Here is a 24748-nt window from a genome sequence, read left to right on the forward strand (position 1 = left end):
ATGTCGGCCTCCGATGTCGCCGCCGCCACCCGTGACGGGTCGATCCCCGGGTTCGGCTTCAACCCGCCCACCGCGCCGGTCGCCGGGTTCGAGCTGACCGAGCTGGCCGCCCTGCACGAGCGGATGGCCGACGGCAGCCTCCAGCGGGTCCACCGGGTCGATTTCCACACGGTCACCCTGATCACCGAGGGCAGCGGGGAACACACCGTCGACTTCGTCACCCACCCCTGCCGCCCCGGCACACTGCTGTGGATCCGCCCCGGCCAGGTCCAGCGCTTCGACCGCCCCGGCACCATGACCGGCACCCACCTGCTGTTCACCCCGGCCTTCCCGCCCCGCCCGGCCGGCGCCGACCGCCTCGGGCGCGAGTGGTACGGCCCGGTCTGCCGGCAACTGGGCACCGGCGAGGACCACGCCGCCCTGTCCGCACTGCTGGACAGGGTGCGCGCCGAGTTCACCCGCCCGGACGGCAGCGTGTCGCGGGAGATCCTCCGGCTTCTCCTCGGCGCGGTGCTGTTGCACATCGATCGGCTGCCGCAGCCGGAGGCGGACGGCGACCCGCACGCCGGTGGCGAGGTCTACGCCCGTTTCCGCACCCAGCTGGAACACTCCTACGCCACCACCCGGCGCGCCGAGGACTACGCCCACCGTCTGGGCTACACGGTCAAGACCCTCACCCGCGCCTGTCTCGCCGCCACCGGACAGCCCGTCAAACAGGTCATCGACGCCCGCGTCGCCCTCCAGGCCCAGCGGCTCCTCGCCCACACCGACGAACCGGTCGCGGTCATCGCCCGCCGCCTGGGCTTCTCCGAACCCACCAACTTCGGCAAGTTCTTCACCCGCCACACCGGAACGACACCGGGCGCCTTCCGCCGCCTCCACCACACCACCCGGTGAACCGTCACGGGCCCCGGCCCAGGCCCCGGAGCAGCGGTCCGCCCCCTACAACCCCACGATCGTGTTCCAGCGCTTCGCGAACTCCACCCGTTCCGTCGACGTGATGTCCCGGGCGACCGCGAGCCGCTTGCGCATCGCCGTGTTCGGGAAGATCAGGGGGTTGTCGGCGAGGGCCGCGGTGTCCTTGTCCTTGGAGTCGGCGAGGACCTGCTGGGCGGCCGGGACGGGGCAGACGTAGTTGACCCAGGCGGCCAGTTCGGCGGCGACCTCGGGCTCGTAGTAGTAGTCGACGAGGCGTTCCGCGTTGGTCTTGTGGACGGCGCGGTCCGGGATCATCAGGGAGTCGGACCACAGCTCCGCGCCCTCCTCGGGGACGACGAAGCGGATGTCGGGGTTGTCGGCCTGGAGCTGGATGACGTCGCCCGAGTACGCCTGGCAGGCGAGGACGTCGCCGCTGACCAGGTCCTTCGTGTAGTCGTTGCCGGTGAAGCGGCGGATCTGGCCCCGGTCGACCTGCTGCTGCACCTCTTCGCAGACGGCGTAGAAGTCGTCGGCCGTCCACGTGGTGATGTCCACGCCGTTGCCCTGCATGAGCAGCGCGAACGCCTCGTCGAGGCCGGAGAGCAGCGTCACCCGGCCCTTGAGGTCACTGGCCCACAGGTCCTTGACGTGCCGGATCTCGCGGCCCAGCTTCTTCCGGTTGTAGGCGATGCCGGTGATGCCCGACTGCCACGGCACGGTGTAGAGGCGGCCCGGGTCGAAGGCGGGCGAGCGGAGCAGCGGGTCCAGGTACTTCGCGACGTTCGGCTGGTGGGCGCGGTCCATCTTCTGGACCCAGCCCAGGCGGACGAAGCGCGCGCACATCCAGTCGCTGATGACGATCAGGTCGCGGCCGGTGGACTGGTGGTTCATCAGCGCGGGGCTGATCTTGCCGAAGAACTCGTCGTTGTCGTTGATCTCCTCGATGTAGTCGACGGAGATCCCGGTGCTCTTCTCGAAGGCGTCGAGGGTGGGCCGCTTGTTCGGGTTGTCGTCGTCCACGTCGATGTACAGCGGCCAGTTCGCGAAGACCAGCCTGTGGTCCGTGGCGGACAGGTCGGTCACGGCACGGTCGCCGGCCTTGACGTAGGCGGCGGGCACCCCGCAGCCCGCCAGCGCGCCGAGCGCGGCGGTGCCGCCGAGCGCGCGCAGCAGGGAGCGACGGGAGAGCGCAGGCGTTCGAGAGGGATTCTGGGGCACCTCTGAAGCATGTCCCGCCAACCCGCCACCGGGCAATCGACGCTGCGTCGAGCGACCTGACGCGGACCGGACACCCTGTCGACTCCGCTCAGCGCAGCGCCCCTGAGGGGCGCGGGGAACTGCGCGACCAGCCCCTACGCACCCGCAGCCGAACTACCGCCTACGACCGCCGCCTACGACCTACGCGTCCAGCGACGTCATCACGTGCTTGATCCGCGTGTAGTCCTCGAACCCGTACCCGGACAGGTCCTTGCCGTACCCGGACTTCTTGAACCCGCCGTGCGGCATCTCCGCGACCAGCGGAATGTGCGTGTTGATCCACACGCAGCCGAAGTCCAGCTTCTTGGACATCCGCATCGCCCGCCCGTGGTCCTTCGTCCAGACCGACGACGCGAGCGCGTACTCGACTCCGTTGGCCCACTCCACGGCCTGGTCCTCGTCCGTGAAGGACTGGACGGTGATGACCGGCCCGAAGACCTCGTTCTGGATGATCTCGTCGTCCTGCTTCAGCCCGGAGACGACGGTCGGCGCGTAGAAGTAGCCCTTGTCGCCGACCCGCTGACCGCCGGCCTCGACCTTCGCGTGCGCCGGGAGCCGCTCGATGAAGCCGGAGACCTGCTTGAGCTGGTTCGGGTTGTTCAGCGGTCCGAACAGCACGTCCTCGTCGTCCGGCTGGCCCGTCTTCGTCTCGGCCGCCGCCTTCGCGAGCGCGGCCACGAACTCGTCGTGGATCGACTCCTGGACGAGGACCCGGGTCGCCGCCGTACAGTCCTGCCCGGCGTTGAAGAAGCCCGCGACGGAGATGTCCTCGACGGCCTTGGCGATGTCGGTGTCCTCGAACACGACGACCGGCGCCTTGCCGCCCAGCTCCAGGTGGACCCGCTTGAGGTCCTTGGACGCGGACTCGGCGACCTGCATGCCGGCCCGCACGGAGCCGGTGATGGAGGCCATCGCCGGGACCGGGTGCTCGACCATCGCACGGCCGGTGTCACGGTCGCCCGTGACGACGTTGAAGACGCCCTTCGGCAGGATCCCGCCGATGATCTCGGCCATCAGAACGGTCGACGCCGGGGTGGTGTCCGACGGCTTCAGCACGACGGTGTTGCCCGCGGCGATCGCCGGGGCGAACTTCCACACGGCCATCATCATCGGGTAGTTCCAGGGCGCGACCTGCGCGCAGACACCGACCGGCTCACGGCGGACGATGGAGGTCATCCCCTCCATGTACTCGCCGGCCGAGCGGCCCTCCAGCATCCGGGCCGCACCGGCGAAGAACCGGATCTGGTCGACCATCGGCGGGATCTCCTCGGAGCGGGTGAGCCCGGTCGGCTTGCCGGTGTTCTCCACCTCCGCCGCGATGAGTTCCTCGGCCCGCTCCTCGAACGCGTCCGCGATCTTCAGCAGGGCCCTCTGCCGCTCGGCGGGCGTGGTGTCGCGCCAGCCCGGGAAGGCGGCAGCCGCGGCCGTCATCGCCGCGTCGACGTCGGCCTCGCCGGACAGCGGCGCGGTGGCGTACGCCTCGCCGGTGGCGGGGTTGACCACCTCGGTGGTCCGCCCGTCGGCGGCGTCCCGGAACTCACCGTCGATGTAATTGCGCAGACGACGCAGCTCGGTGCTCACTGCCGGCCCTCCAAGTTCGGGTGTCCAATCACTGAGACACCCACAGTAATCCGAGATCCCACGTTTTCAACAGCCCCACCGCCGCCAAGTCTGCGAAATCCGCAATCCAGGCCACCTCAAACAACGAATTTCATCGATGCGGCCTTGCGGAACCGTCGAGACGTCGTGCACAGTGAGGTCGTGGCCAGTCGAAGCGCAGACCAGAGGGACTCCTCCCGCGAGTCCAGGAACGGCACCCCGCAGTTGGACGCCGTTTCCCTCGCCATCATCCAGCAGCTCCAGGAGGACGGCCGCCGGCCGTACGCCGCGATCGGCAAGGCCGTCGGCCTGTCCGAGGCGGCCGTGCGCCAGCGCGTCCAGAAGCTGCTGGACCAGGGCGTCATGCAGATCGTCGCCGTCACGGACCCGCTCACCGTGGGCTTCCGCCGGCAGGCGATGGTCGGCATCAACGTCGAGGGCGACGTCGAGTCGATCGCGGACGCGCTGACCGCCATGTCGGAAGTCGAGTACGTGGTGATGACCGCGGGCTCGTTCGACATCCTCGCGGAGATCGTCTGCGAGGACGACGACCACCTGCTGGACGTCATCAACAAACGCATCCGGGCGCTGCCCGGCGTGCGCTCCACCGAAAGCTTCGTTTATCTGAAGCTGAAGAAGCAGACCTACATGTGGGGAACCCGATAACCGTGACCCAGAAGGACCTCAGCCGCACCGCGTACGACCACCTGTGGATGCACTTCACCCGCATGTCCTCGTACGAGAACTCGCCCGTCCCGACCATCGTCCGGGGCGAGGGCACCTACATCTACGACGACAAGGGCAAGCGCTACCTCGACGGTCTCGCCGGCCTGTTCGTGGTCCAGGCCGGTCACGGCCGCACCGAACTCGCCGAGACCGCCTTCAAGCAGGCCCAGGAGCTGGCGTTCTTCCCGGTGTGGTCGTACGCCCACCCGAAGGCCGTCGAGCTCGCGGAGCGGCTGGCCGACCACGCCCCCGGCGACCTGAACAAGGTCTTCTTCACCACCGGTGGCGGCGAGGCCGTCGAGACCGCCTGGAAGCTCGCCAAGCAGTACTTCAAGCTTCAGGGCAAGCCGACCAAGTACAAGGTCATCTCCCGCGCGGTCGCCTACCACGGCACCCCGCAGGGCGCCCTGTCGATCACCGGCCTGCCGGCGCTGAAGGCCCCCTTCGAGCCGCTCGTCCCCGGTGCCCACAAGGTCCCGAACACCAACATCTACCGCGCCCCGATCCACGGCGACGACCCGGAGGCCTTCGGCCGCTGGGCCGCCGACCAGATCGAGCAGCAGATCCTCTTCGAGGGCCCCGACACCGTCGCCGCGGTCTTCCTGGAGCCGGTCCAGAACGCCGGCGGCTGCTTCCCGCCCCCGCCCGGCTACTTCCAGCGCGTGCGCGAGATCTGCGACCAGTACGACGTGCTGCTCGTCTCCGACGAGGTCATCTGCGCCTTCGGCCGCCTCGGCACGATGTTCGCCTGCGACAAGTTCGGCTACGTCCCGGACATGATCACCTGCGCCAAGGGCATGACCTCGGGCTACTCCCCGATCGGCGCGTGCATCGTCTCCGACCGCGTCGCCGAGCCGTTCTACAAGGGTGACAACACCTTCCTGCACGGCTACACCTTCGGCGGCCACCCGGTCTCCGCGGCGGTCGGCCTCGCCAACCTCGACCTGTTCGAGCGCGAGGGCCTGAACCAGCACGTGCTCGACAACGAGGGCGCCTTCCTCTCCACCCTGCAGAAGCTGCACGACCTGCCGATCGTCGGCGACGTCCGCGGCAACGGCTTCTTCTACGGCATCGAGCTGGTCAAGGACAAGGCCACCAAGGAGTCCTTCAACGACGAGGAGACCGAGCGCGTCCTGTACGGCTTCCTCTCGAAGGCCCTGTTCGAGAACGGCCTGTACTGCCGTGCCGACGACCGCGGCGACCCGGTCGTCCAGCTCGCCCCGCCGCTGATCTCCAACCAGGAGACCTTCGACGAGATCGAGCAGATCCTGCGCGCCACCCTCACCGAGGCGTGGACCAAGCTCTGATCATCGGATCAGCGGTCTGACCATCCGGCCCCGGCGCCGCCCGTTCGAGTGAGAACGGCGGCCCGGGGCCGCGTGCTGTCCGGGCTCCGCCGCCCGGCCTGCCTAGCGTGCACGTGACCGATCGGCCCAGCCTTTCGTTCCCCCGGACGTGGGAAGGCACGGCAAAACGGATCAGAACCGAGGTGTTACGCCCATGGAGGCCCCGCCGGACAACGACGTGCTGTGGGCACGCGCCCTGCACTTCCGCCACCAGGACGGCTCACCGGGTGTCACCGGCATCTCCCTGGGCGTGCGCGAGGGCGAGATCCTCGCCGTCAGCGGCCCGCGCGGCTGCGGCAAGACGACGCTGCTGAGGTGCCTGGCCGGTCTGGTCCCGGCGCAGGACGGCGAGGTCTGGTTCAACAGCAAGGCCGTGCACCGGATGGGCCCGTTCGCCCGCGAGCGGCTGCGCCGCGACCGCTTCGGCTGGATCGACCCGGCCCCGACCCTCGTCCCCGAGCTGAACGTCTGGGAGAACACGGCCCTGCCCCTGATGCTGCGCGGCACCGGCCGCCGCCGGGCCAAGGTGGCCGCGCTGGAGTGGCTGGAGCGCCTCGACGTCGGCGACAAGGCCCGCAGACACCCGGCCGAGCTCAAGCAGTCCGAACGCCAGCGCGTCGCCATCGCCCGCGCGCTCGCCCCCGCCCCCACGGTCCTCTTCGCCGACGAGCCGACGGCGCCCCTGCACCGCGCCGACCGCGCGCACGTGCTGCGCACGCTCACCACGGCGGCCCGCTCGCACGGCATCACGGTCGTCCTGGCCACGCACGACGCGGAGACGGCGGCCCTCGCCGACCGCAAGGTCGACCTCCTGGACGGCCGCCGGGTCAACACCGTCCACCTGCCGCCGGTCCCCGAAGCGGAGGGCCGGGCCGAGTGCTCAGTCTCCGTCTGACCGGCGCCGCCCGCCCGACCGTGCACCTGCGCCGCCTCCTGGTGGCCGCGGCTGCCGCCGGCACGGGCTTCCTGCTGCTGTCCGCCCTCGGCTACGGGCTGAGCCACCCGACCCACTCGACGGCGGCGCTCCTGCGCCTGTCCTGGTGCGCGATCCCGCTGGCCACCACGGTGCAGCTCGCGGTCGCGGTCGCCCGCACCGACCCCGGCGCCAAGCCGCGCCCCGGCCTCTCCGCCTTCGGCCTGGGCCCGGCCCGCCTGATGGCCGTGGCCGCCCTCAACACGGCCCTCGCCTGCACCCTGGGCTCCCTGCTGGCCCTCCTGGTCTTCCTCCACCTGCGCGGCGACCTCACGGGCATGCCCTTCGACGGCGCCGCGAAGGACTTCCTGGCGGCCGACAGGTCCCTGCCCGTCCCGGCGGCCCTGACCCTCCTGGCCACCCTCCCGGTCCTCGCCTCCACGACGGTCGCCCTGGCCCTGCGCCCCCGCGACCTCCCCCACCCCGACACCCGCACCCCCCGCGGCTACGGCCGCTTCGGCGCCTACGGCAGAACCCCCACCCCCGAAACCTTCGGCACCTACGGCCGCTTCGGCGCCCGCTTCTTCCGCGGCCCGACACCGGGCACCCACCCACCACTTCAGCCCACGAACGCCCCCCACCCACCGCTTCACCCCGCGGACGGCCCTCAGCCACCGCTTCACCCCGCGGACGGCCCTCAGCCACCGCTTCACCCCGCGGACGGCCCTCAGCCACCGCTTCAGCCCGCGGGCAGTCGTGCCGCTGGGGCGGCACGGGTGGGCGCGGACGGCACCCTGCAAGCGCCGGTAAGCGACACCCCGCCCCCGCCCCCGCCGGCCCCGGCCGACCGCACCGCCGACACCCCGGCCCCGCTGCCCGACCTCCCCGCCGCCCCACCCTCAGGGCTCCCCTGGGGCATCGCCGTCCTCGCCGCGGGCCTCGCCGTGGAGTCCTACGCCGGCGCCACCGAAACCGCCCCGCACACCACCCTCCCCGGCGGCCTGGCCACCGGCCCCGCAGGCGTCCTCGCCGGCTGGGCCCTCACCGCCCTCGGCCTGATCCTCGCCGCCCCCGGCCTCACCCACCTCTGCGGTCGCCTCCTCCAGTCCGTCCGCCCCGGCGCCCGCCGCCTCCTCGCCGGCCGCGTCCTGATGGCGGAAGCCACCCGCATCGGCCGCCCCCTCGGCGTCGTCTGCGCGGTGGCGTCGGCGGCCTTCGCGGCCACCGCCCTCCACGGCGGCGACGGCAGCGCCCCCGCCTTCGGCCCCCTCACCGTCCTCGGCGGCCTCGTGGTGGCCGGCTGCGCGGTCGGCACCCTCCTCACCGCCGCCGTCGAGGCCCGCCAGTCCCGCGCCGACACCACGGCGGCCCTGCTCCGGCTCGGCGCTCCGGCGACCGTGCTGCGCACCGCGGCGGCCCTGCGCACCGGTGCCCTGCTGGCACTCTTCGGCCCCCTCACCCTGCTGATCGCGGAGCTCGCCGCACTCCCGCTCGCCCGCTGAAAGTCCGTACGAAAAAACCCGGGACCCGGCGATGACTTTCGCCGAGTCCCCTGGTCTATCCCCGCGAACGGCACGACACCCGAGGGAGAGACCCCATGTACCAGCAGATGATCTTCGTGAACCTGGCCACCGACGACGTCGCCGCGTCCCGGAAGTTCTTCACGGAGCTCGGCTACTCGATCAACCCCCAGTTCAGCAACGACGACTGCTCCTGCGTCGTGATCAGCGACACGATCATCGCGATGTTGCTGAGCAAGCAGCGCTACGCCGACTTCACCAAGAAGGAGATCGCCGACTCGACGAAGACCAGCGAGGTGCTGATCTGCCTGAGCGCGGAGAGCCGCGAGAAGGTCGACGATCTGGTGGCGAAGGCGGTCGCGGCCGGCGGCACGGCGAACGACGACGTCCAGGACCAGGGCTTCATGTACGGCCGCTCCTTCGAGGACCTCGACGGCCACAGCTGGGAGGTCGTGTGGATGGACCCGGCCGCGGTCCAGGGCTGACGCCTACAGTGGGCGGGTGCATCCGACACCCGCCCAGCCGAACCCCCCGCAGCACCGGGCCGCCCGCGACCGTGAGATCGAGTCCCTCGCCGAGTTCGACGAGGTCGTCGCCGCGCACGGCACGCTCGCCCAGTACCGGGTCCAGGCCGTCGATCTGACGGACCGTACGGACGTCCTGCTGGCCACCGACACCACCGGCGCCGTCTTCCTCGGCTGCCCGATGTCCCCCGAGGCCGCCGCCCGGGCCGGCGCGTCCGGCGCCCTGGTGTTCCCGCCGGTCCCGGACCTCCCCTTCGATCCCTACCGCGCCTTCGTCTACACGCCCGCCGAGCTCTTCGACTCGCTCGACGCGGGGTACGAGGCGACCCCGGACGCCCGCTCGTACGCCTGGTTCCAGCAGACCAGGGCGGACGGCGACATATTCGGCTCGATGCTGCGCTCGATCCACGACGACGCGGTCTCCGACGCGCTGGACGAACTCCTCGTCGGCGCCCGGGTGGTGGGCGTGATGGGCGGCCACGCGATGGCCCGCGGCACGGCGGAGTACGCCGGTGCCGCCCGGCTCGGCCGGGAGCTCGCGCGGGCCGGCTTCACGGTGGCGACCGGCGGCGGCCCGGGCGCCATGGAAGCGGCGAACCTGGGCGCGTACGCGGCGCCCTTCGACGACGGGATGCTCGACGAGGCGCTGGAACTCCTCGCCAAGGCACCGTCGTTCCGGCCGTCCGTCACCGACTGGGCGCGCGCCGCCTTCGAGGTCCGCGAGCGCTGGCCGGACGGTGGCCCGTCGGTCGGCATCCCCACCTGGTTCTACGGCCACGAGCCGCCGAACGCCTTCGCCGCGCACATCGCCAAGTACTTCGCCAACGCCACCCGCGAGGACGGCCTGCTGGCCCGCTCCAACGCCGGTGTGGTGTTCCTGCCGGGCGCCGCCGGGACCGTCCAGGAGATCTTCGACAACGCGACGCCCAACTACTACGAGTCACGCGGCGAACCGACCCCGATGGTGCTCGTGAACGAGGCGCACTGGAGCGAGAAACTGCCGGCCTGGCAGCTGCTGACCTCGCTCGCGGGGGAGCGCGCGATGGCGTCCCGTATCGCCCTGGTTGACCGGATCGAGCAAGCTTCACAGGCGCTGAAACGTCTCAGCGATTAATGAGCAGGTAAAGTCAACGCCCGTGGACCGCATATGCATTGACACTCCTTACGGAGCACTTATAGACCTGTGAGTCTCTTGGGGAATCTGATGCCTGACCTCACGGTTGCGTCAACTCCCTCTCACCCCCCCGAAGTTATGCACTCAGTAAGGACAAACGTGTCCATATCCCGCCGCAGTGCACGTCGTTCCGTGCGCATCCTGGGTGTTGCCTCCGCGTCGGCCGCGCTGGCCCTGGGCGTCTCCAGCAGCGCCTTCGCGTGCAACATCTCCGAGTTCTCCGCCGAAGCCACCTGCGACGGCTCCAACGGTGTGATCAACGTCAAGGACGTCGACGCCTCAGGTACTCCGGCCACCATCACCGTCTTCCTCGAGAGCAACGGCGCCGACGCGAAGCAGGTCGGCGACGCCCAGACCGTCAAGGGCTCCAAGGCAGGCACGACGGTCAGCTTCTCCGAGGACTGGGCGCCCGACGCGACGTACCGCGTCCACGTCAAGGTCGACAGTGGCAAGATCCAGATCGACACGGACATCACGCCCAACCTGACCACCCCGTCGACGGCGTGCAAGTCCGACGAGAGCTCCAGCCCCTCCCCCTCGGACACGACCACCCCGTCGCCGTCCGCCACGGAGACCACCCCGGCCGAGTCGGACTCCCCGACCCCGTCGGCCTCGGACAGCACCACCGCCCCGGCGACCACGTCGGACAACGCCCCGTCCCCGGCCGTCGGTGAGTCGAACCTCGCCGAGACCGGTGCCAACTCCAACACCGGGCTGATCGCCGGTATCGCCGCCGCGCTCGTGGCGGTCGGCGGTGGCGCCGTCTGGTTCGGCATGCGCCGCCGTGGGGCGCACAGCGGCAACTGACGCGCCGCTCACCCGTACACCGTCGAGGCCCGTCCCCGTATCCCCGGGGGACGGGCCTCGGCCGTACCGGCGGAGCCCTCAGTCCAGTACGACGGTCTCCGCCGCGTCGAACTCGACGCCCACCGCGTCCCCGGCCTCCGGCGCCGCCCGCAGCGCGCAGGCGGCCTCCAGGCGGGGCCCGTCCTGGGGCTGGAGGTGGACGGTGACATGGGTGCCCTGGAAGGTGCGGGCGGCCACCGTGCAGGGCAGCCCCGCGTCGGCGGCGACGAGCCGTACGCCCGCCGGCCGGACCAGCAGCGTCCGCGAACCCTGCGCCGAGCCCTCGGGCACCGGCACCTTCCCCCACGGCGTCACCGCGACCGTGCCCTCGACAATCGCCGCGACCACGTTGCCGAAGCCGAGGAAGCGGGCGACGAACTCGTCCGCGGGCCGCTGCCAGACGTCGAGCGGCGTGCCTGACTGGGCGATCCGCCCGTCCCGCATCACCACCACCCGGTCGGCCAGCGCGAACGCCTCGCCCTGGTCGTGCGTCACGGCGAGCACGGTCGTACCCAACCGCCCGAACAGCTCCCGGAGTTCGACCACGAGCCGCTCCCGCAGCGAGCGGTCGAGCTGACCCAGCGGTTCGTCGAGCATCAGCAGCCGGGGCCGGGGCGCCAGTGCCCGGGCGAGCGCGACCCGCTGCTGCTCACCGCCGGAGAGCCCGGCGACGGCCCGCCGGTCCGCGCCCGGAAGCCCCACCAGCTCCAGCAACTCACCGACCCGCTCGGCCTGTTGCGCCTTCCCGGCGCCACGCATCCGCAGCCCGAAGGCCACGTTCCCGCCGACATCCCGTTGCGGGAACAGCTGGTGGTCCTGGAACATCAGCCCGACGCCCCGCCGGTGCGCCGGCATCCGCGCCTGGTCGTCGCCGTCGAGCAACACCCGCCCGGAGTCGAGCGGTTGCAGTCCCGCCACCGTCCGCAGCAGCGTCGACTTGCCGCTCCCGCTCGGCCCGAGCACGCACACCACCTCGTGCTCGGCCACCTCCAGGCCGACGCCGTCGAGCACGGCCCGCCCGCCGAACCGCACGGTGGCCTGCTCCAGTTCGAGAAGCGGCATCAGAACTCCCCCGTCCGGTCCGTCCGCAGCCGCTCAAGGACCAGCAGGGCCACCGCGCACACCACCATCAGAATCGTGGAAAGGGCCATCGCCTGGCCGTAGTTGAGGTCACCGGGGCGGGACAGCAGCCGGGCCACGGCGACCGGCAGGGTCGGGTTGTCGGGCCGTGCGATGAACACCGTCGCCCCGAACTCGCCCAGCGACACCGCGAACGCGAACCCCGCCGCGATCAGCAGCGCGCGCCGCACCAACGGCAGATCGACCTCCCGCCACACCCGCCAGGGCGAGGCCCCGAGCACGGCCGCCGCCTCCCGCAGCCGCTCGTCCACGGCCCGCAGCACGGGCAGCATGGTCCGCACGACGAAGGGCACGCCGACCAGCGCCTGCGCGAGCGGGACGAGGATCCAGGACTGGCGCAGGTCCAGCGGCGGCTTGTCGAGCGCGATCAGGAACCCGAAGCCGACGGTCACCGCGGACACCCCGAGCGGCAGCATCAGCAGCGCGTCGAACCCCCGTACGAGGCGCCCCGCGTCCCGCCGGGCCAGCGCGGCGGCGGCGAGCCCGCCGATCACCACGGCGACGGCGGTGGCGACGACGGCGTACTGCAGCGAGGTGACGACCGACTCGATCGGCGCGACCAGGAAGGTCCCGCCGTCGGCGTCGCCCAGCGCCCGGTAGTACCCGAACCCGCCGTCGAACGACCGCCGTACCAGCACGGCCAGCGGCAGGACGAGGAGGAACGCGACGGTGGCGAGGACCCCGCCGAGCAGCGCCCACTGCCCGGCGCCGCGCGGCCTGCGGGCCGTCACCGCCGGGTCCACCAGCCTGAGCGCGCTCTCCCGCCGCCGTACCGTCCACGCGTGCACGGCGAGGATCGCGCCGACCGCGGCGAACTGGACGAGGGTGAGGACGGCGGCCGTGGAGAGGTCGAAGATCTCCGAGGTCTGCCGGTAGATCTCCACTTCGAGGGTGGAGAACGTCGGCCCGCCGAGGATCTGCACCACGCCGAAGGAGGTGAAGGTGAACAGGAAGACCATCAGCGCGGCGGCGGCCACGGCGGGCGCGAGCGCCGGGAGGGTGACCTTGCGCCAGGCGGCCAGCGGGGAGACGCCGAGCATCCGGGCGGCCTCCTCCTGCCGCGGGTCCAGCTGGGCCCAGAGCCCGCCCACGGTCCGTACGACAACCGCGTAGTTGAAGAAGACGTGCGCCAGCAGGATGGCCCAGACGGTGGTGTCGAGCCGTACGCCCCACAACGCGTCCAGCAGGCCGCCGCGTCCGACGAGTGCGAGGAACGCGGTCCCCACGACCACCGTCGGCAGTACGAAGGGAACCGTCACCACGGCCCGCAGCACCTGCCTGCCCGGGAAGTCGAGGCGGGCGAAGACGTAGGCGGCGGGCAGCGCGGCCAGCAGGGTGAGCGCGGTGGAGGCGAGCGCCTGCCAGGTGGTGAACCAGAGCACGTGCCGGATGTCGGACTGGCCGAGGACGTCGGCGATCCGCCCGAACCGCCACACCCCGTCGACCTTCAGCCCGCGCGCGACGATCGCCGCGACCGGCCAGGCGAAGAAGACGCCGAAGAACGCGACGGGCCCGAGCATCAACCCGAGCCGCGCCGCACTTCCGCGCCCGCTCCCGGCCGCTACTTCAGTACGAGTGACGTCCACGTCTTGACCCACTGGTCACGGTTGGCGGCGATCTTGTCGGGCGCCATGGTCTCGGGGTCCTGGGCGGCGGGACCGTACTTGGTGAACTCGGCGGGCACGCTCGCGCCCTTCACCACCGGGTACACGAACATGTTCAGCGGCATGTCCTCCTGGAACTCCTTGGAGACCAGGAAGTCGATGAGCGCCTTGCCGCCCTTGGTGTTCCCCGCGTTGCTCAGCAGCCCGGCGAACTCGATCTGCCGGAAGCAGGTGCCGGTCGCGACACCGGTGGGCGCGGTGCTCGGCTTCGGGTCGGCGTAGATGACCTCGGCGGGCGGCGAGGAGGCGTACGACACGACGAGCGGCCGGTCGCCGCCGGCCTTCCTGCCGCCGGCCGAGCCGGAGAACTCCTCGTTGTAGGCCTGCTCCCAGCCGTCGACGACCTTGACACCGTTGGCCTTGAGCTGCTTCCAGTAACCCTGCCACCCGCTGTCGCCGTACTGGGCCGCGCTCCCGAGCAGGAATCCCAGCCCCGGCGAGGAGGTGGACGCGTTCTCGGTGACGAGGAGGTTCTTGTACTGCGGCTTGACGAGGTCGGCGTACGACGTCGGCGGGGTCAGCTTGTGCTTGCTGAAGTACGCCTTGTCGTAGTTGACGCAGATGTCGCCGTAGTCGATGGGCGTGACCCGGTGCTTGCCCGCGTCGAGCTGGTAGTCCGTGCCGACCTGGTCCAGCCCCTTGGCCTCGTACGGCTGGAAGAGCCCGTTGTCGAGGGCGCGGGACAGCAGGGTGTTGTCGACGCCGAAGAAGACGTCGCCCTGCGGGTTGTCCTTGGTCAGGATCGCCTTGTTGACGGCCTGCCCGGCGTCGCCGTCCTTGAGGACCCTGACCTTGTAGCCGGACTGCTTCTCGAAGTCCTGGAGCACGTTCTTGGAGACGGCCCACGAGTCGTGGCTGACCAGGGTGACGGTCTTGGAGTCGGCCTCGGAACCCGACGACGACGAGCACGCGGACAGCGTGACGAGGCCGAGCCCTACGGCCGCGGCCAAGAAGGTCCTTGTGTGCACTGGTGTTTTCCTCCTGGGGTTGACCAGGAAGAGACGCGGCCCTGCCCGCGGTGTGCGGGCAGGGCGCAACAGCTTGAGTGATGACCGAACTTCCTACCCAGAATGACCTGGGCGAGGTTCAGAGGGTCTGCGGCCCGATTGCCGCACTCTCAGCGCTGTGGCGCTCCCCTGTCGGAATATGAAGATGTGAGTACGGCCCTCAGATTACCTCTCGGTGGCCGCGAGCTGACCACAGGCGCCGTCGATCTCCTGGCCACGGGTGTCCCGGACCGTCACCGGTACACCGTGCGCCTCGATCGCCTCGACGAAAGCCTTCTCGTCCTCCGGCCGCGACGCGGTCCACTTCGAACCCGGCGTCGGGTTCAGCGGGATGAGGTTGACGTGCACGGGCTTGCCCTTGAGCAGCCGCCCGAGCCGGTCGCCCCGCCACGCCTGGTCGTTGATGTCGCGGATGAGCGCGTACTCGATGCTGAGCCGCCGCCCGCTCTTCTCGACGTACTCGAACCCGGCGTCGAGGACCTCGCGCACCTTCCACCGCGTGTTCACGGGGACGAGGGTGTCGCGCAGTTCGTCGTCGGGGGCGTGCAGCGAGATCGCCAGCCGGCACTTGAAGCCCTCGTCGGCGAACCGGTGGATGGCCGGGACCAGTCCGACGGTCGAGACGGTGATCCCGCGCTGCGACAGCCCGAGCCCGTCCGGGGCCGGATCGGTGAGCGCCCGGATCGCCCCGACCACCCGCTTGTAGTTGGCGAGCGGCTCGCCCATCCCCATGAAGACGATGTTGGAGAGCCGCGCGGGCCCGCCGGGCACGTCCCCGTCCCGGAGCGCCCGCATCCCGTCCACGATCTGGTGGACGATCTCGGCGGTCGACAGGTTCCGGTCCAGTCCCGCCTGCCCGGTCGCGCAGAACGGGCAGTTCATCCCGCACCCCGCCTGCGAGCTGATGCACATGGTCACCCGGTCCGGGTACCGCATCAGCACCGACTCGACGAGCGTGCCGTCGAACAGCCGCCACAGCGTCTTGCGCGTCGTCCCCTCGTCGGTCGACAGATGCCGCACGACCGTCATCAGCTCGGGGAACAGCGCCTCCCGCAGCTTGTCCCGCGACCCGGCCGGGATGTCGGTCCACTGCTCGGGGTCGTGCGCATACCGCGCGAAGTAGTGCTGCGACAGCTGCTTGGCACGAAACGGCTTCTCCCCGACCTCGGCCACCGCATCCTTGCGCTCGGCAGGCGAGAGATCAGCGAGATGCCGCGGCGGCTTCTTGGCTCCGCGCGGCGCGACGAAAGTGAGTTCTCCGGGCTTGGGCATGGTGGTACCAGTGTCGCAGATCCACTTGGGTGACCTGCGGCTCACGACCTGGACTCCTGTCACCGACGGTCGTCATCTGTCGTCGCCGATCCCCCTCGGACGGCCCACAGACGGCCCGGCCGACGAAGCCAGGCTCTTGAACCGCTCACAAACGGATCACGTCGCCCACCCTCTGAGCTGCGGCTCAGCGTGCGAGGACGCTCGGTGTTCGGTCGGCGGATGCTGCTGAGGCGGCTGCTGGTCCCTGCGGTGGTTGTGACCCCCGCCTCAGGGGCACTTGGCCAGTGACGTGGAGGTATCGAGATGAGTGCCGGAGAAAGAGCCAAGGCAAAGGCCGAACAGGTCGTCGGAAAGACTGTGCGGAAGGCAGCGCACGCGGTGCACAAGGAAACCCTCGCCGCAAAAGGCGCCGCTCTCGAAGCGCGGGGCAGGGTGCGGGGCGCGAAAGAGCGGACCAAGGGCTCCTTCAAGGGCTAACAAGGTCATGACATCGGTGCACCGTCTACAACGCGATGCCCATCCGGCGAGCCGCAGCACAAGGGGCCGTATCCGTGTCCAGGCCAGCCAACGGGGCGCCGCCCATGGTTTGGGGACGGCGCCTCGCCTTGGCCACAGGATGTGAAATCTGGCCTCATCCTTATCAGGTCGATCAAGGCGTACCAACGGGCCTGGTGCTCGGGCGCTGGGCAGTTGAACGTTGGTCGCTGAGGTCCACCCCGTTCCACCTCCGTACGCGGCTGTTGGTGTCAACCGCTGATGTCAGCCCGCTAGCGGCCCGTAGGGCTCGTGTGCCTCGGGGTGACAATCTTCCTCCTGTTGCTATGAGGACTGAACCTCGACGACCACATGTCAAGCCCCCACAGCTAGACGCTTCCGTTCGGAGACCACAAGCGCAACGTCATACAAGCAGCTCAACCCACTACTTACCCAAGCTCCCAGCCCGTCTGCCGTCGGCCCACACACCGTGGAGCGGGCGTGGTTCAGGGCGTCCAGGTGGAGCGCGCCACTGTACGAACGACCTGGACGCCCTGGGCCGCGTCTGCTCGGCTCCGCCTGGGTCGTGACGATCAAAGTCGAGAGATACCGGGATGACGCGGTAGCCCTGCTACAACGCCACCTTGGTAACGACCTCACGATCGGCTCCGCGCCCGTCTCTCCTCAGGCACTAGGCCCCGCGCCGCCTGCGGCGCAGCCCAGTCCCCCGGCGGCACATATCCGCCGTGCGACAAGACCGGTTGCCCTCCCGCCTCTCTCCCTCAGCGAGGACCTGGCGGGGAACCGACCCGGAGCCAGTCTCCTGGGCATGTTCGCTGGACGTGGTCCCTCAGCTACCCAACGACTGCGAACGAAGCTCCTGCGACAGTCCTCGGAGTGGGACAGCTGGTACGCCGGCCTGGAGGGAGAACGACGAGTGGGGCGTGAGCTGGAACGCCTGTCCTCATTCGGCTGGCGGGTCCTCCACAGCGTGGAGAAGATCAACGGCGGTGACATCGACCATCTGCTGATCGGACCGGGAGGCGTGTTCGCCATCAACACCGAGGCCAACTACGTGCGGGAAGTGCTCGGGCGATACTGCGACTTCGCCGTCCCGGTTGAACCAGCCCTGGTCTTTGTCGGCGTCGCATCCTTGAAACGTGCCGCTACGCAGTACGCCGTCCGTCGCTCGGCCCGCTCACCGGCAAGCTCACCACCGAACAGGTAGAACGGGCGTACGCAGTGGCTCGTCACCGCCGCGTCTGGCTCAAGTCCTGATCCTGACCCTGCACGTCTCGCAACAGCCGGCTCGTGAACCCTCGCTTACACAGCCGCTGATAAGCATCGATCACATCGGCCGGTACCTGCTGGCTGATCATGAAGCCCTGTTCCGGGTAGACCAACAGTCGCTGGAGCGCGCCAACAAGCATGTCGATCACCAAACGGGCGTCCCCGATGGAGTCGACGTACTCGTTCAAGGTCATCGGGCTGGAAGCGCTGACGATCTCGACTTCGGGCCACAGCTTGCGCGCCGTGGCGTACGCCCGCCTCTCCTCGTACGGCTTGCTGATCAGCAGGACCGAGGACACGTCCACGCCGGCCTTCTCCAACAGTTCGCGGGAGAAGCGGATGTTCTCGCCCGTGTTCCGGGCCTGCGGCTCCACAAGAACGGCTGAGCTGGGGACTCCGAGCTCAAGCGCACGTTCTCGGTAGTGGACCGCCTCACCCCGGGGCATGCGTTCTCGCGTCGTGGGGCTGGTGGCGCCGGTGAACACGAGGAGTGGAATCATCCCGCGTTTGTACAGGTCGACGGCAGTGTCGGCGACTCCCAGGTCGTGGCTGCCGAGTCCGATCGCGACGGAGCAAGGACGGGGCGTGTGACCCATCTGGTGGTACTCCCACAGGCGTCGCGTGTCCGCCCGATCCTGCGTCGAGATCACTGCTGGCCTTCCCCGTCCTGCGCTGAATCCGACACCTGTACGCGCATCTGATGCCGTCGAGTCAGCCACAGATCCACTGAGGTGGCTTGCGACCGAAGGTCCGGCAGGGGGCCCGGGGCTCAGCTCGTGGCCGTCGTGATGATGGCGAAGAGGGCGCCGGAGGGGTCGAGGAACATGGCGAAGCGGCCGATGCCGGGGGCTTCGGTGACCGACATGAGGACGGTGGCTCCGGCCTCGGTAGCCCTTGCGGAGGTGGCGTCGCAGTCGGTCACCTCGAAGTACGGGTGCCACTCCGGGGTGGATCCGGCGTCGAGGTTGGCCTGGGGCAACTGCATCAGGCCGCCGTGGGCCCCAGCCGGGCCCGCGCCGGCCGGGGTGAGGATCGTGTAGGTCAGGCCCGGGCCCATCGGGACGTCCCGCGTCTGCCAGGAGAAGACCGACTCGTAGAACGCCTTCGCCCCGTCCCCGTCGGTGGTGTAGAGCTCCGTCCTGGCCAGGCTGCCGGGGACCGCCACGAGGTCCAGGCCCTTGGTCTCGCCCGGCTGCCAGACCGCGAAGTCCGCGCCGGCGGGGTCGACGAAGGCCGCCGCCCGGCCGAAGGCGAAGACGTCCGCCGGGGCGATCCGGACGCTGCCGCCCGCCTGCTCGACGGCCTTGGCGGTGGCCTCGGCGTCCGGGGTGTGGAAGTAGACCCGCCAGGACGGGCTCGCGCCCTCCGCCGTGAGCGGGCCGATCCCGGCGACCGTGCCGCCGTCCTGCTCGAAGAAGCCGTAGCCGCCCGCCTCGGGGCCCGCGGACCGGTGCCGCCAGCCGAAGACGGCCGAGTAGAAGGCGGCGCTCGCTTCGGTGTCCGTGGTGCCCAGGTCGAGCCAGTTGGGGGCGCCGGGGACGTAGGTGGTCGTCAGCATGGTGGGGTTCTCCTCGGTCCTCTCCGGCCCTCGCCGGTCACCAGGTCACGGGCAGCGTACGCGGTCCGCGGATCAGGCCCTGGCACTGGAACCCGACCTCCTCGGGAGGTACGGCCAGCCGGATGCCGGGGAAACGGGCGAGCACCGAGCCGATCATGACCTCGGCCTCCATACGGGCCATGATCGCGGCCATGCAGTGGTGGGGGCCGTGGCCGAAGGCGATGTGCGGGCCGTCGGCACGGTCGAAGTCCAGGTCGTCGGGGTCGGTGAAGACGGCGGGGTCGCGGTTGGCGGCGACATAGGCGTTGTAGACGACGTCACCGGCCCGGATCAGCCGGCCGCCGACCTCGACGTCCTCGACGGCGACCCGCGGGATGCCGACGCCGTTGCGGTGCGGGACGTAGCGGAACAGCTCGTCCACCGCCCTGGGGAGCAGCTCCGGCTCGCGGCGCAGCCGGTCCAGGTGCCCGGGGTGGGTGAGCAGCGCGTACATCATCGAGCCGCTGTTGTTGCGGACGGCGTGGCCGCCGCTGACCTGGATGGCGGTGGCCAGGGAGATCGCCTCGTCGTCGGTGATCTCGCCGTCCGCGGTGGCCTGGGCCAGCACTCCCGCGAGATCCTCACGGGGCTCGTCACGGCGGCTTCGCAGCAGCTCGGCGATCCGGGCCCGGGTGGTCCGGGCGGCCTCCCGGGCGCGTTCCTCGGCGTCGGAGCCCGCGGAGAGCAGCGCCTCGCCGGTCGCCGCCCAGCGGTGCCAGTCCTTCTCGTCGACGCCGAGGAAGTCCCGGATCACGGCGATCGGGAAGGGGCCGTGCAGCTGCTCCATGAGGTCGGCAGGCGGGCCCGCCGCCTCCATCGCGTCGAGGAGTTCGCCGGCCCTGCGCTCCGCCATCGGCCGCAGCCGCTGCATGGCCCGCCCCGTGAAGGCACGGGCGACGACCCGGCGCAGCCGGTTGTGCCCGGGCGGGTCGATGTACTGCAGGCCGGCCGTCTGGGAGGCCACGGGGGCCGGGCGCATGCTGGTGATGTCACGGCCGACGACCAGTTCCCGGGAGAAGCGCGGGTCGGAGGTGACGAAGCGGACGTCCTCGTAGCGGGTGACCAGCCAGGCCTCCCCCGCGCCGTACGCGAGCCGGATCCGGGTGACCGGCTCCTCGCGCAGCATCTCGTCCAGGAACGGGTCGGGGTCGAGCGCGGGCAGGTCGTCGACCGGCCAGAACCGCACCGGCGGAAGCGGCGGGACGGGAGACGGGCCGGAGGCCGGAGCCGGGTCGAGGGGCATGGGCACACTCCCTGCGCGTCGGCGGAGACCTCGGAGGAGACGTCGGCGGAGACCTCGGAGGGGACAGCGGAGGAGACGGCGTCCTCACGGGCAGTCTGCCTCCGCCGGGAACGACCCTGCGATTTCTGCTGCGTCATCCGGGGCCGACATGCCGACGGGCCCCCGCCCTGCGAAGGACGGGGGCCCGGCTACGCCAGCTGTACGTCAGCCGAAAGCAGGGGTCCGAGTGGCTCAGCCGCTGCCCACGAACAGCACCATCAGCAGCCACACCACCGGCGCCGTCGGCAGCAGGGAGTCCAGCCGGTCCATGATGCCGCCGTGGCCCGGGAGGAGGGTGCCCATGTCCTTGATGCCCAGGTCCCGCTTGATCATGGACTCGCCGAGGTCGCCGAGCGTGGCGCTGGCCGCGACCGCGAGGCCCAGCAGCAGGCCCTGCCACCAGGTGCCGTCGTCGATCAGGAACTCCATGCACAGCGCGCCCGCGACCATCGCGAACAGCACCGCGCCGACCAGGCCCTCGCGGGTCTTGCCGGGGCTGATGCGCGGGGCGAGCTTGTGGGTGCCGAAGCGCCAGCCGACCGCGTAGGCGCCGGTGTCGCTGACCACCGTGAGGAGCAGGAAGGTCAGCACCCGGAGGGGGCCGTCCTCGGCGGTGAGCATCATCGCGACGAACGTCGCCAGGAACGGCACGTAGAACGCCGCGAAGAGGCCCGCCGTGACGTCCTTGAGGTAGCCGTCCGGCGGTTCCGTCATCCGCCAGACGAGGACCGCGAGGCCGGTGAGCGCCAGGGCGACCCAGGCGCCCTCGGCCCCCCGCGCGTACCCGGCGACCACCATCGCGGCGCCGCCCAGCGCCAGCGGGACCAGGGGCGCCTTGATGCCCTTGCGCTCCTGGAGCCGGCTGGTCAGTTCCCACAGGCCCACCACGACCGCGACCGCCACGACACCGACGAAGACGGCCTTGACGACGAACAGGGACGCCACGATCACGACGCCCAGCCCGACACCCACCCCTATGGCCGCACCCAGGTCGCGTCCCGCGCTCTTCTTCTGCGGCGCGGGGGCCGGCTGTGGGGCGTCGGGCATGGGCTCCGGATTCTGCGGCGCCGCCGCATGGGGCATGGGCTGCGCCGACGGTGTGTCGTTGCGGAACGTCTCGTCTCGGAACGTGGGGCCGCCCAGCCGAGCGGCCCCCCTGTCACCGTCCTGGTCCGAGCCGTACGCGGGTACGTCGTCGGGCACGATGGGCATGGGGCGAGTCTGCTGCGCGTTCTGCGCATCGTACGCGGGACCCGCCGGAGCGGCTCCCCGGACATGCCCCTGGTCGTAGCCGTGGGCGCGACCGAGGTCGTACCCCTGGCCGGGACCCTGGGCAGGGCCTGTGCCCGTGCCGTACGCCTGGCCGGAGCCGTGGGCGAGACCGGGGCCGTATCCCTGGCCTGGGCCGAGGTCGTACCCCTGGCCGGAGCCGTCGTCGTACCCCTGGCCGGTGCCCTGATCGGTCGGTCCCCAGTACCCGGCCGGTGCTCCGGCCTGGCCGGCGGGTGATCCGGCCTGCCCGGGCTGCGGCCCGGCGTGCGGCGGGGCTCCCCAGGATGCGTCGTTCATCAGACTTCGAGAAGCTCCGCTTCCTTGTGCTTGAGGAGCTCGTCCACCTGCGCGACGTACTTCGCGGTGGTGTCGTCGAGCTCCTTCTCGGCGCGGCGGCCCTCGTCCTCGCCGACCTCGCCGTCCTTGATCAGCTTGTCGATCGCGTCCTTGGCCTTGCGGCGGACGGAGCGGATGGAGACCTTGGAGTCCTCCGCCTTGCCCTTGGCGACCTTGATGTAGTCGCGGCGGCGCTCCTCGGTGAGCTCCGGGAACACCACCCGGATGATGTTGCCGTCGTTGCTCGGGTTGACGCCGAGGTCCGAGTCGCGGATCGCCTGCTCGATGTTGCGCAGGGCCGTCTTGTCGAACGGGGTCACGACCGCCATGCGCGGTTCCGGCACGGAGAACGAGGCCAGCTGGTTGATCGGCGTCGGCGCGCCGTAGTAGTCGGCCACGATCTTGTTGAACATCGCCGGGTGCGCACGGCCGGTGCGGATCGCGGCGAAGTCCTCCTTGGCGACCACGACGGCCTTCTCCATCTTCTCCTCGGCTTCGAGGAGGGTCTCTTCGATCACCACTTGCTCCTGCGTGTCTTGAGTAAGGCCCGGCTGCGGTGCCGCCCGGGGGCGGTGGCCGGCTGCGTCGCGTCTTCTTTCCCTGACGGTTCCCGACCGGCAGGACATTGTCCATCCCCCGGTCAGGGTCCGTCAGGCGGTGCCGGTCAGTCCCGGCTGCCCTGGTCGCCCACCAGCGTGCCGATCTTCTCACCCTTGACGGCGCGCGCGATATTGCCCTCCGCCAGCAGCTCGAACACCAGGATCGGCAGCTTGTTGTCGCGGCAGAGCGTGATCGCGGTGGCGTCGGCGACCTTGAGCTCGCGGGTGATGACCTCGCCGTAGCCGAGGGAGTCGAACTTGACCGCGTCGGGGTTGGTCTTGGGGTCGGAGTCGTAGACCCCGTCCACGCCGTTCTTGCCCATGAGGAGCGCCTCGGCGTCGATCTCCAGGGCGCGCTGGGCGGCGGTGGTGTCGGTGGAGAAGTACGGCATGCCCATACCGGCGCCGAAGATGACCACGCGGCCCTTCTCCAGGTGGCGCACGGCACGCAGCGGGATGTAGGGCTCGGCGACCTGCCCCATGGTGATCGCGGTCTGCACCCGGCTGTCGATGCCCTCCTTCTCCAGGAAGTCCTGGAGGGCGAGGCAGTTCATCACGGTGCCGAGCATGCCCATGTAGTCGGAGCGGGCCCGGTCCATGCCGCGCTGCTGGAGCTCTGCGCCGCGGAAGAAGTTGCCGCCGCCGATGACGACGGCGACCTCTGCGCCGTCGCGGACGACGGCCGCGATCTCACGGGCGATCTTGTGCACCACGTCGGGGTCCACGCCCAGGCCGCCGCCACCGGAGAAGGCCTCTCCGGACAGCTTCAGCAGAAACCGGCCGCGTACTTTGCCGTCGTCGCTCTTCTGGGCCTTGGTGGTCATGGAGATCCCGCCTCTTTCACGTGGTGCACATACAAAGAAGGCCATTGCCGGTGGGGTCGCTTTTCGCTGCCCATGCGCGGCAATGGCCTCCTCGTCAGATCTGCCGCCGTCCGTCACGCCCCTGGGTGTGGCGGTGTGCGCGGACGACTGCTGTCGACCGACCCTATCGGGATTTCCCCGCGGGTCGCGCGTCGATCGCGGTACGGACTCAGATGCCGACCTTGATGCGCGCGAAGCGCTTCAGGGTGACACCGGCCTCGTCCAGGACCTTCTGGACCGACTTCTTGTTGTCCAGCGCGTACGGCTGGCCGAGCAGCGTGGCGTCCTTGAAGAAGCCGTTGAGGCGACCCTCGACGATCTTCGGCAGGGCGGCCTCGGGCTTGCCCTCGGCGCGGGTGGTCTCCTCGGCGACGCGGCGCTCGGTCTCGACGACCTCGGCCGGCACGTCCTCCTTGGCGAGGTACTTCGGGGCGAACGCGGCGATGTGCTGCGCGATGCCCTTGGCGACCTCGGCGTTCGGCTTGTCCAGCTCGACGAGGACACCGATCTGCGGGGGCAGGTCGGGCATCGTGCGGTGCATGTACGCGGTCACGTAACCGTCGGCGTACTGCGCGAACCGGTCCAGGACGATCTTCTCGCCGAGGTTGGCGTTGGCCTCGTCGACGTACGCCTGGACGGTCTTGCCGGGCTCGATCTCGGAGGCGAGCAGGGCCTCCAGGTCCGCGTAGGAGGACTTGGCGACGTGCTCGGCGATGGTGTTGGCGACGGCCTGGAACCGGTCGCCCTTGGCGACGAAGTCCGTCTCGCACTTCAGCTCGACGAGGACGCCGGAGGAGTTGTCGTCGGCGATGATCGAGACCACGGCGCCGTTCTCGGCGGAGCGGCCCTCGCGCTTGGCGACGCCCTTCTGGCCCTTGATGCGGAGCGCCTCGACAGCCTTGTCGACGTCGCCCTCGGCCTCGTCCAGGGCCTTCTTGCAGTCCATCATGCCGGCGCCGGTGAGCTCGCGGAGCTTCTTGACGTCAGCGGCGGTGTAGTTCGCCATGAGTCGTTAAGTCTTTCTCGAAGTCGGGAGATCTGCCCGATCCACGAACCACACGTAGATGTGGAGCGCGAATCTATGGGTGAACGGCGGGGGCGTTCGGGATGTCGCCGCCCCCGCCGTCAA

22 protein-coding genes and 1 riboswitch are annotated in these 24748 nt (G+C 70.4%); of the genes, 9 read left to right on the forward strand and 13 right to left on the reverse strand.

What is annotated here, in order from left to right:
- A complete protein-coding gene (locus tag AB0D74_RS11270) occupies window positions 1-897 on the forward strand; it encodes an AraC family transcriptional regulator (protein ID WP_362583363.1) in 897 nt (298 codons plus the stop codon).
- A gap of 45 nt (window positions 898-942) precedes the next feature.
- Here AB0D74_RS11270 and AB0D74_RS11275 read toward each other — a convergent pair whose 3' ends face one another.
- On the reverse strand, window positions 943-2136 hold the full coding sequence (locus AB0D74_RS11275) for an extracellular solute-binding protein (RefSeq protein ID WP_362583366.1): 1194 nt from the start codon (window positions 2134-2136) through the stop codon (window positions 943-945).
- 180 nt (window positions 2137-2316) lie between these two features.
- Entirely contained in the window at window positions 2317-3756 is a 1440-nt protein-coding gene (locus tag AB0D74_RS11280) for a gamma-aminobutyraldehyde dehydrogenase (protein WP_362583369.1), read from the reverse strand.
- A gap of 165 nt (window positions 3757-3921) precedes the next feature.
- Here AB0D74_RS11280 and AB0D74_RS11285 point away from each other — a divergent pair, with 165 nt between their 5' ends.
- From AB0D74_RS11285 to AB0D74_RS11315, 7 genes are all read left to right on the forward strand, one after another.
- Window positions 3922-4440 (forward strand): Lrp/AsnC family transcriptional regulator, encoded by a 519-nt coding sequence (locus AB0D74_RS11285; protein ID WP_093498818.1) that lies wholly within the window; start codon window positions 3922-3924, stop codon window positions 4438-4440.
- A complete protein-coding gene (locus tag AB0D74_RS11290; RefSeq protein ID WP_362583372.1) occupies window positions 4425-5807 on the forward strand; it encodes an aspartate aminotransferase family protein in 1383 nt (460 codons plus the stop codon). The genes AB0D74_RS11285 and AB0D74_RS11290 overlap by 16 nt, the downstream gene beginning before the upstream one ends.
- Before the next feature lie 193 nt (window positions 5808-6000).
- Window positions 6001-6741 carry an ATP-binding cassette domain-containing protein gene (locus AB0D74_RS11295; protein WP_362583374.1) on the forward strand — a complete coding sequence of 247 codons (741 nt, stop codon included), beginning with the start codon at window positions 6001-6003 and terminating at the stop codon, window positions 6739-6741.
- Entirely contained in the window at window positions 6723-8261 is a 1539-nt protein-coding gene (locus AB0D74_RS11300; protein WP_362583376.1) for a DUF3824 domain-containing protein, read from the forward strand. Before AB0D74_RS11295 ends, AB0D74_RS11300 begins: the two co-directional genes overlap by 19 nt.
- Window positions 8262-8356: 95 nt before the next feature.
- Window positions 8357-8764 (forward strand): VOC family protein, encoded by a 408-nt coding sequence (locus AB0D74_RS11305; protein WP_362583377.1) that lies wholly within the window; start codon window positions 8357-8359, stop codon window positions 8762-8764.
- Window positions 8765-8780: 16 nt separating this feature from the next.
- Window positions 8781-9917 carry an LOG family protein gene (locus tag AB0D74_RS11310; RefSeq protein WP_362583379.1) on the forward strand — a complete coding sequence of 379 codons (1137 nt, stop codon included), beginning with the start codon at window positions 8781-8783 and terminating at the stop codon, window positions 9915-9917.
- Between the two features lie 159 nt (window positions 9918-10076).
- Window positions 10077-10784 (forward strand): LAETG motif-containing sortase-dependent surface protein, encoded by a 708-nt coding sequence (locus AB0D74_RS11315; protein WP_362583382.1) that lies wholly within the window; start codon window positions 10077-10079, stop codon window positions 10782-10784.
- A 78-nt stretch (window positions 10785-10862) separates the two neighbouring features.
- Here the strand turns inward: AB0D74_RS11315 and AB0D74_RS11320 are convergent, their stop codons facing one another.
- From AB0D74_RS11320 to rlmN, 4 genes are all read right to left on the reverse strand, one after another.
- The gene (locus AB0D74_RS11320) at window positions 10863-11885 is read right to left on the reverse strand and encodes an ABC transporter ATP-binding protein (RefSeq protein WP_362583385.1); all 1023 of its coding nucleotides are present in this window, start codon (window positions 11883-11885) and stop codon (window positions 10863-10865) included.
- Entirely contained in the window at window positions 11885-13483 is a 1599-nt protein-coding gene (locus AB0D74_RS11325) for an iron ABC transporter permease (protein ID WP_362583388.1), read from the reverse strand. The genes AB0D74_RS11320 and AB0D74_RS11325 overlap by 1 nt, the downstream gene beginning before the upstream one ends.
- A 41-nt stretch (window positions 13484-13524) precedes the next feature.
- On the reverse strand, window positions 13525-14595 hold the full coding sequence (locus AB0D74_RS11330) for a thiamine ABC transporter substrate-binding protein (protein WP_362583391.1): 1071 nt from the start codon (window positions 14593-14595) through the stop codon (window positions 13525-13527).
- A 72-nt stretch (window positions 14596-14667) separates the two neighbouring features.
- A riboswitch (TPP riboswitch) is annotated at window positions 14668-14775 on the reverse strand.
- Window positions 14776-14799: 24 nt separating this feature from the next.
- The gene (gene rlmN, locus AB0D74_RS11335; RefSeq protein ID WP_362583394.1) at window positions 14800-15906 is read right to left on the reverse strand and encodes a 23S rRNA (adenine(2503)-C(2))-methyltransferase RlmN; all 1107 of its coding nucleotides are present in this window, start codon (window positions 15904-15906) and stop codon (window positions 14800-14802) included.
- A gap of 1303 nt (window positions 15907-17209) precedes the next feature.
- Here rlmN and AB0D74_RS11340 point away from each other — a divergent pair.
- Window positions 17210-17608 carry a nuclease-related domain-containing protein gene (locus AB0D74_RS11340; RefSeq protein WP_362583397.1) on the forward strand — a complete coding sequence of 133 codons (399 nt, stop codon included), beginning with the start codon at window positions 17210-17212 and terminating at the stop codon, window positions 17606-17608.
- Window positions 17609-17630: 22 nt separating this feature from the next.
- On the opposite strand, the gene AB0D74_RS11345 is transcribed toward AB0D74_RS11340, so the two are convergent.
- From AB0D74_RS11345 to tsf, 7 genes are all read right to left on the reverse strand, one after another.
- The gene (locus tag AB0D74_RS11345) at window positions 17631-18320 is read right to left on the reverse strand and encodes a YdcF family protein (protein ID WP_362583400.1); all 690 of its coding nucleotides are present in this window, start codon (window positions 18318-18320) and stop codon (window positions 17631-17633) included.
- Window positions 18321-18439: 119 nt separating this feature from the next.
- The gene (locus tag AB0D74_RS11350) at window positions 18440-19228 is read right to left on the reverse strand and encodes a VOC family protein (RefSeq protein ID WP_362583403.1); all 789 of its coding nucleotides are present in this window, start codon (window positions 19226-19228) and stop codon (window positions 18440-18442) included.
- Window positions 19229-19265: 37 nt separating this feature from the next.
- On the reverse strand, window positions 19266-20510 hold the full coding sequence (locus tag AB0D74_RS11355; protein WP_362583405.1) for a cytochrome P450: 1245 nt from the start codon (window positions 20508-20510) through the stop codon (window positions 19266-19268).
- A gap of 231 nt (window positions 20511-20741) precedes the next feature.
- Window positions 20742-22118 (reverse strand): phosphatidate cytidylyltransferase, encoded by a 1377-nt coding sequence (locus AB0D74_RS11360; RefSeq protein ID WP_362583408.1) that lies wholly within the window; start codon window positions 22116-22118, stop codon window positions 20742-20744.
- Window positions 22118-22675, reverse strand: coding sequence for a ribosome recycling factor (gene frr, locus AB0D74_RS11365; protein ID WP_089098486.1), 558 nt, complete (start codon window positions 22673-22675; stop codon window positions 22118-22120). Before frr ends, AB0D74_RS11360 begins: the two co-directional genes overlap by 1 nt.
- A 146-nt stretch (window positions 22676-22821) precedes the next feature.
- On the reverse strand, window positions 22822-23580 hold the full coding sequence (pyrH, locus tag AB0D74_RS11370; RefSeq protein WP_093498830.1) for a UMP kinase: 759 nt from the start codon (window positions 23578-23580) through the stop codon (window positions 22822-22824).
- A gap of 208 nt (window positions 23581-23788) precedes the next feature.
- Window positions 23789-24625, reverse strand: a complete 837-nt coding sequence (gene tsf, locus AB0D74_RS11375) for a translation elongation factor Ts (RefSeq protein ID WP_362583413.1) — start codon at window positions 24623-24625, stop codon at window positions 23789-23791.
- Window positions 24626-24748: the final 123 nt, after the last annotated feature.

Source organism: Streptomyces sp. NPDC048278 (assembly GCF_040652195.1).
Taxonomy (GTDB): domain Bacteria; phylum Actinomycetota; class Actinomycetes; order Streptomycetales; family Streptomycetaceae; genus Streptomyces.

Excerpts from the sequence above, each read along its gene's own strand:
- pyrH (WP_093498830.1), bottom strand. The coding sequence starts at position 23,580 with ATGACCACCAAGGCCCAGAAGAGCGACGACGGCAAAGTACGCGGCCGG.
- AB0D74_RS11305 (WP_362583377.1), top strand. The coding sequence starts at position 8,357 with ATGTACCAGCAGATGATCTTCGTGAACCTGGCCACCGACGACGTCGCC.
- AB0D74_RS11325 (WP_362583388.1), bottom strand. The coding sequence starts at position 13,483 with ATGCTCGGGCCCGTCGCGTTCTTCGGCGTCTTCTTCGCCTGGCCGGTC.
- AB0D74_RS11340 (WP_362583397.1), top strand. The coding sequence starts at position 17,210 with ATGTTCGCTGGACGTGGTCCCTCAGCTACCCAACGACTGCGAACGAAG.
- AB0D74_RS11360 (WP_362583408.1), bottom strand. The coding sequence starts at position 22,118 with ATGAACGACGCATCCTGGGGAGCCCCGCCGCACGCCGGGCCGCAGCCC.
- AB0D74_RS11270 (WP_362583363.1), top strand. The coding sequence starts at position 1 with ATGTCGGCCTCCGATGTCGCCGCCGCCACCCGTGACGGGTCGATCCCC.
- AB0D74_RS11295 (WP_362583374.1), top strand. The coding sequence starts at position 6,001 with ATGGAGGCCCCGCCGGACAACGACGTGCTGTGGGCACGCGCCCTGCAC.
- rlmN (WP_362583394.1), bottom strand. The coding sequence starts at position 15,906 with ATGCCCAAGCCCGGAGAACTCACTTTCGTCGCGCCGCGCGGAGCCAAG.
- AB0D74_RS11355 (WP_362583405.1), bottom strand. The coding sequence starts at position 20,510 with ATGCCCCTCGACCCGGCTCCGGCCTCCGGCCCGTCTCCCGTCCCGCCG.
- AB0D74_RS11350 (WP_362583403.1), bottom strand. The coding sequence starts at position 19,228 with ATGCTGACGACCACCTACGTCCCCGGCGCCCCCAACTGGCTCGACCTG.
- tsf (WP_362583413.1), bottom strand. The coding sequence starts at position 24,625 with ATGGCGAACTACACCGCCGCTGACGTCAAGAAGCTCCGCGAGCTCACC.
- AB0D74_RS11320 (WP_362583385.1), bottom strand. The coding sequence starts at position 11,885 with ATGCCGCTTCTCGAACTGGAGCAGGCCACCGTGCGGTTCGGCGGGCGG.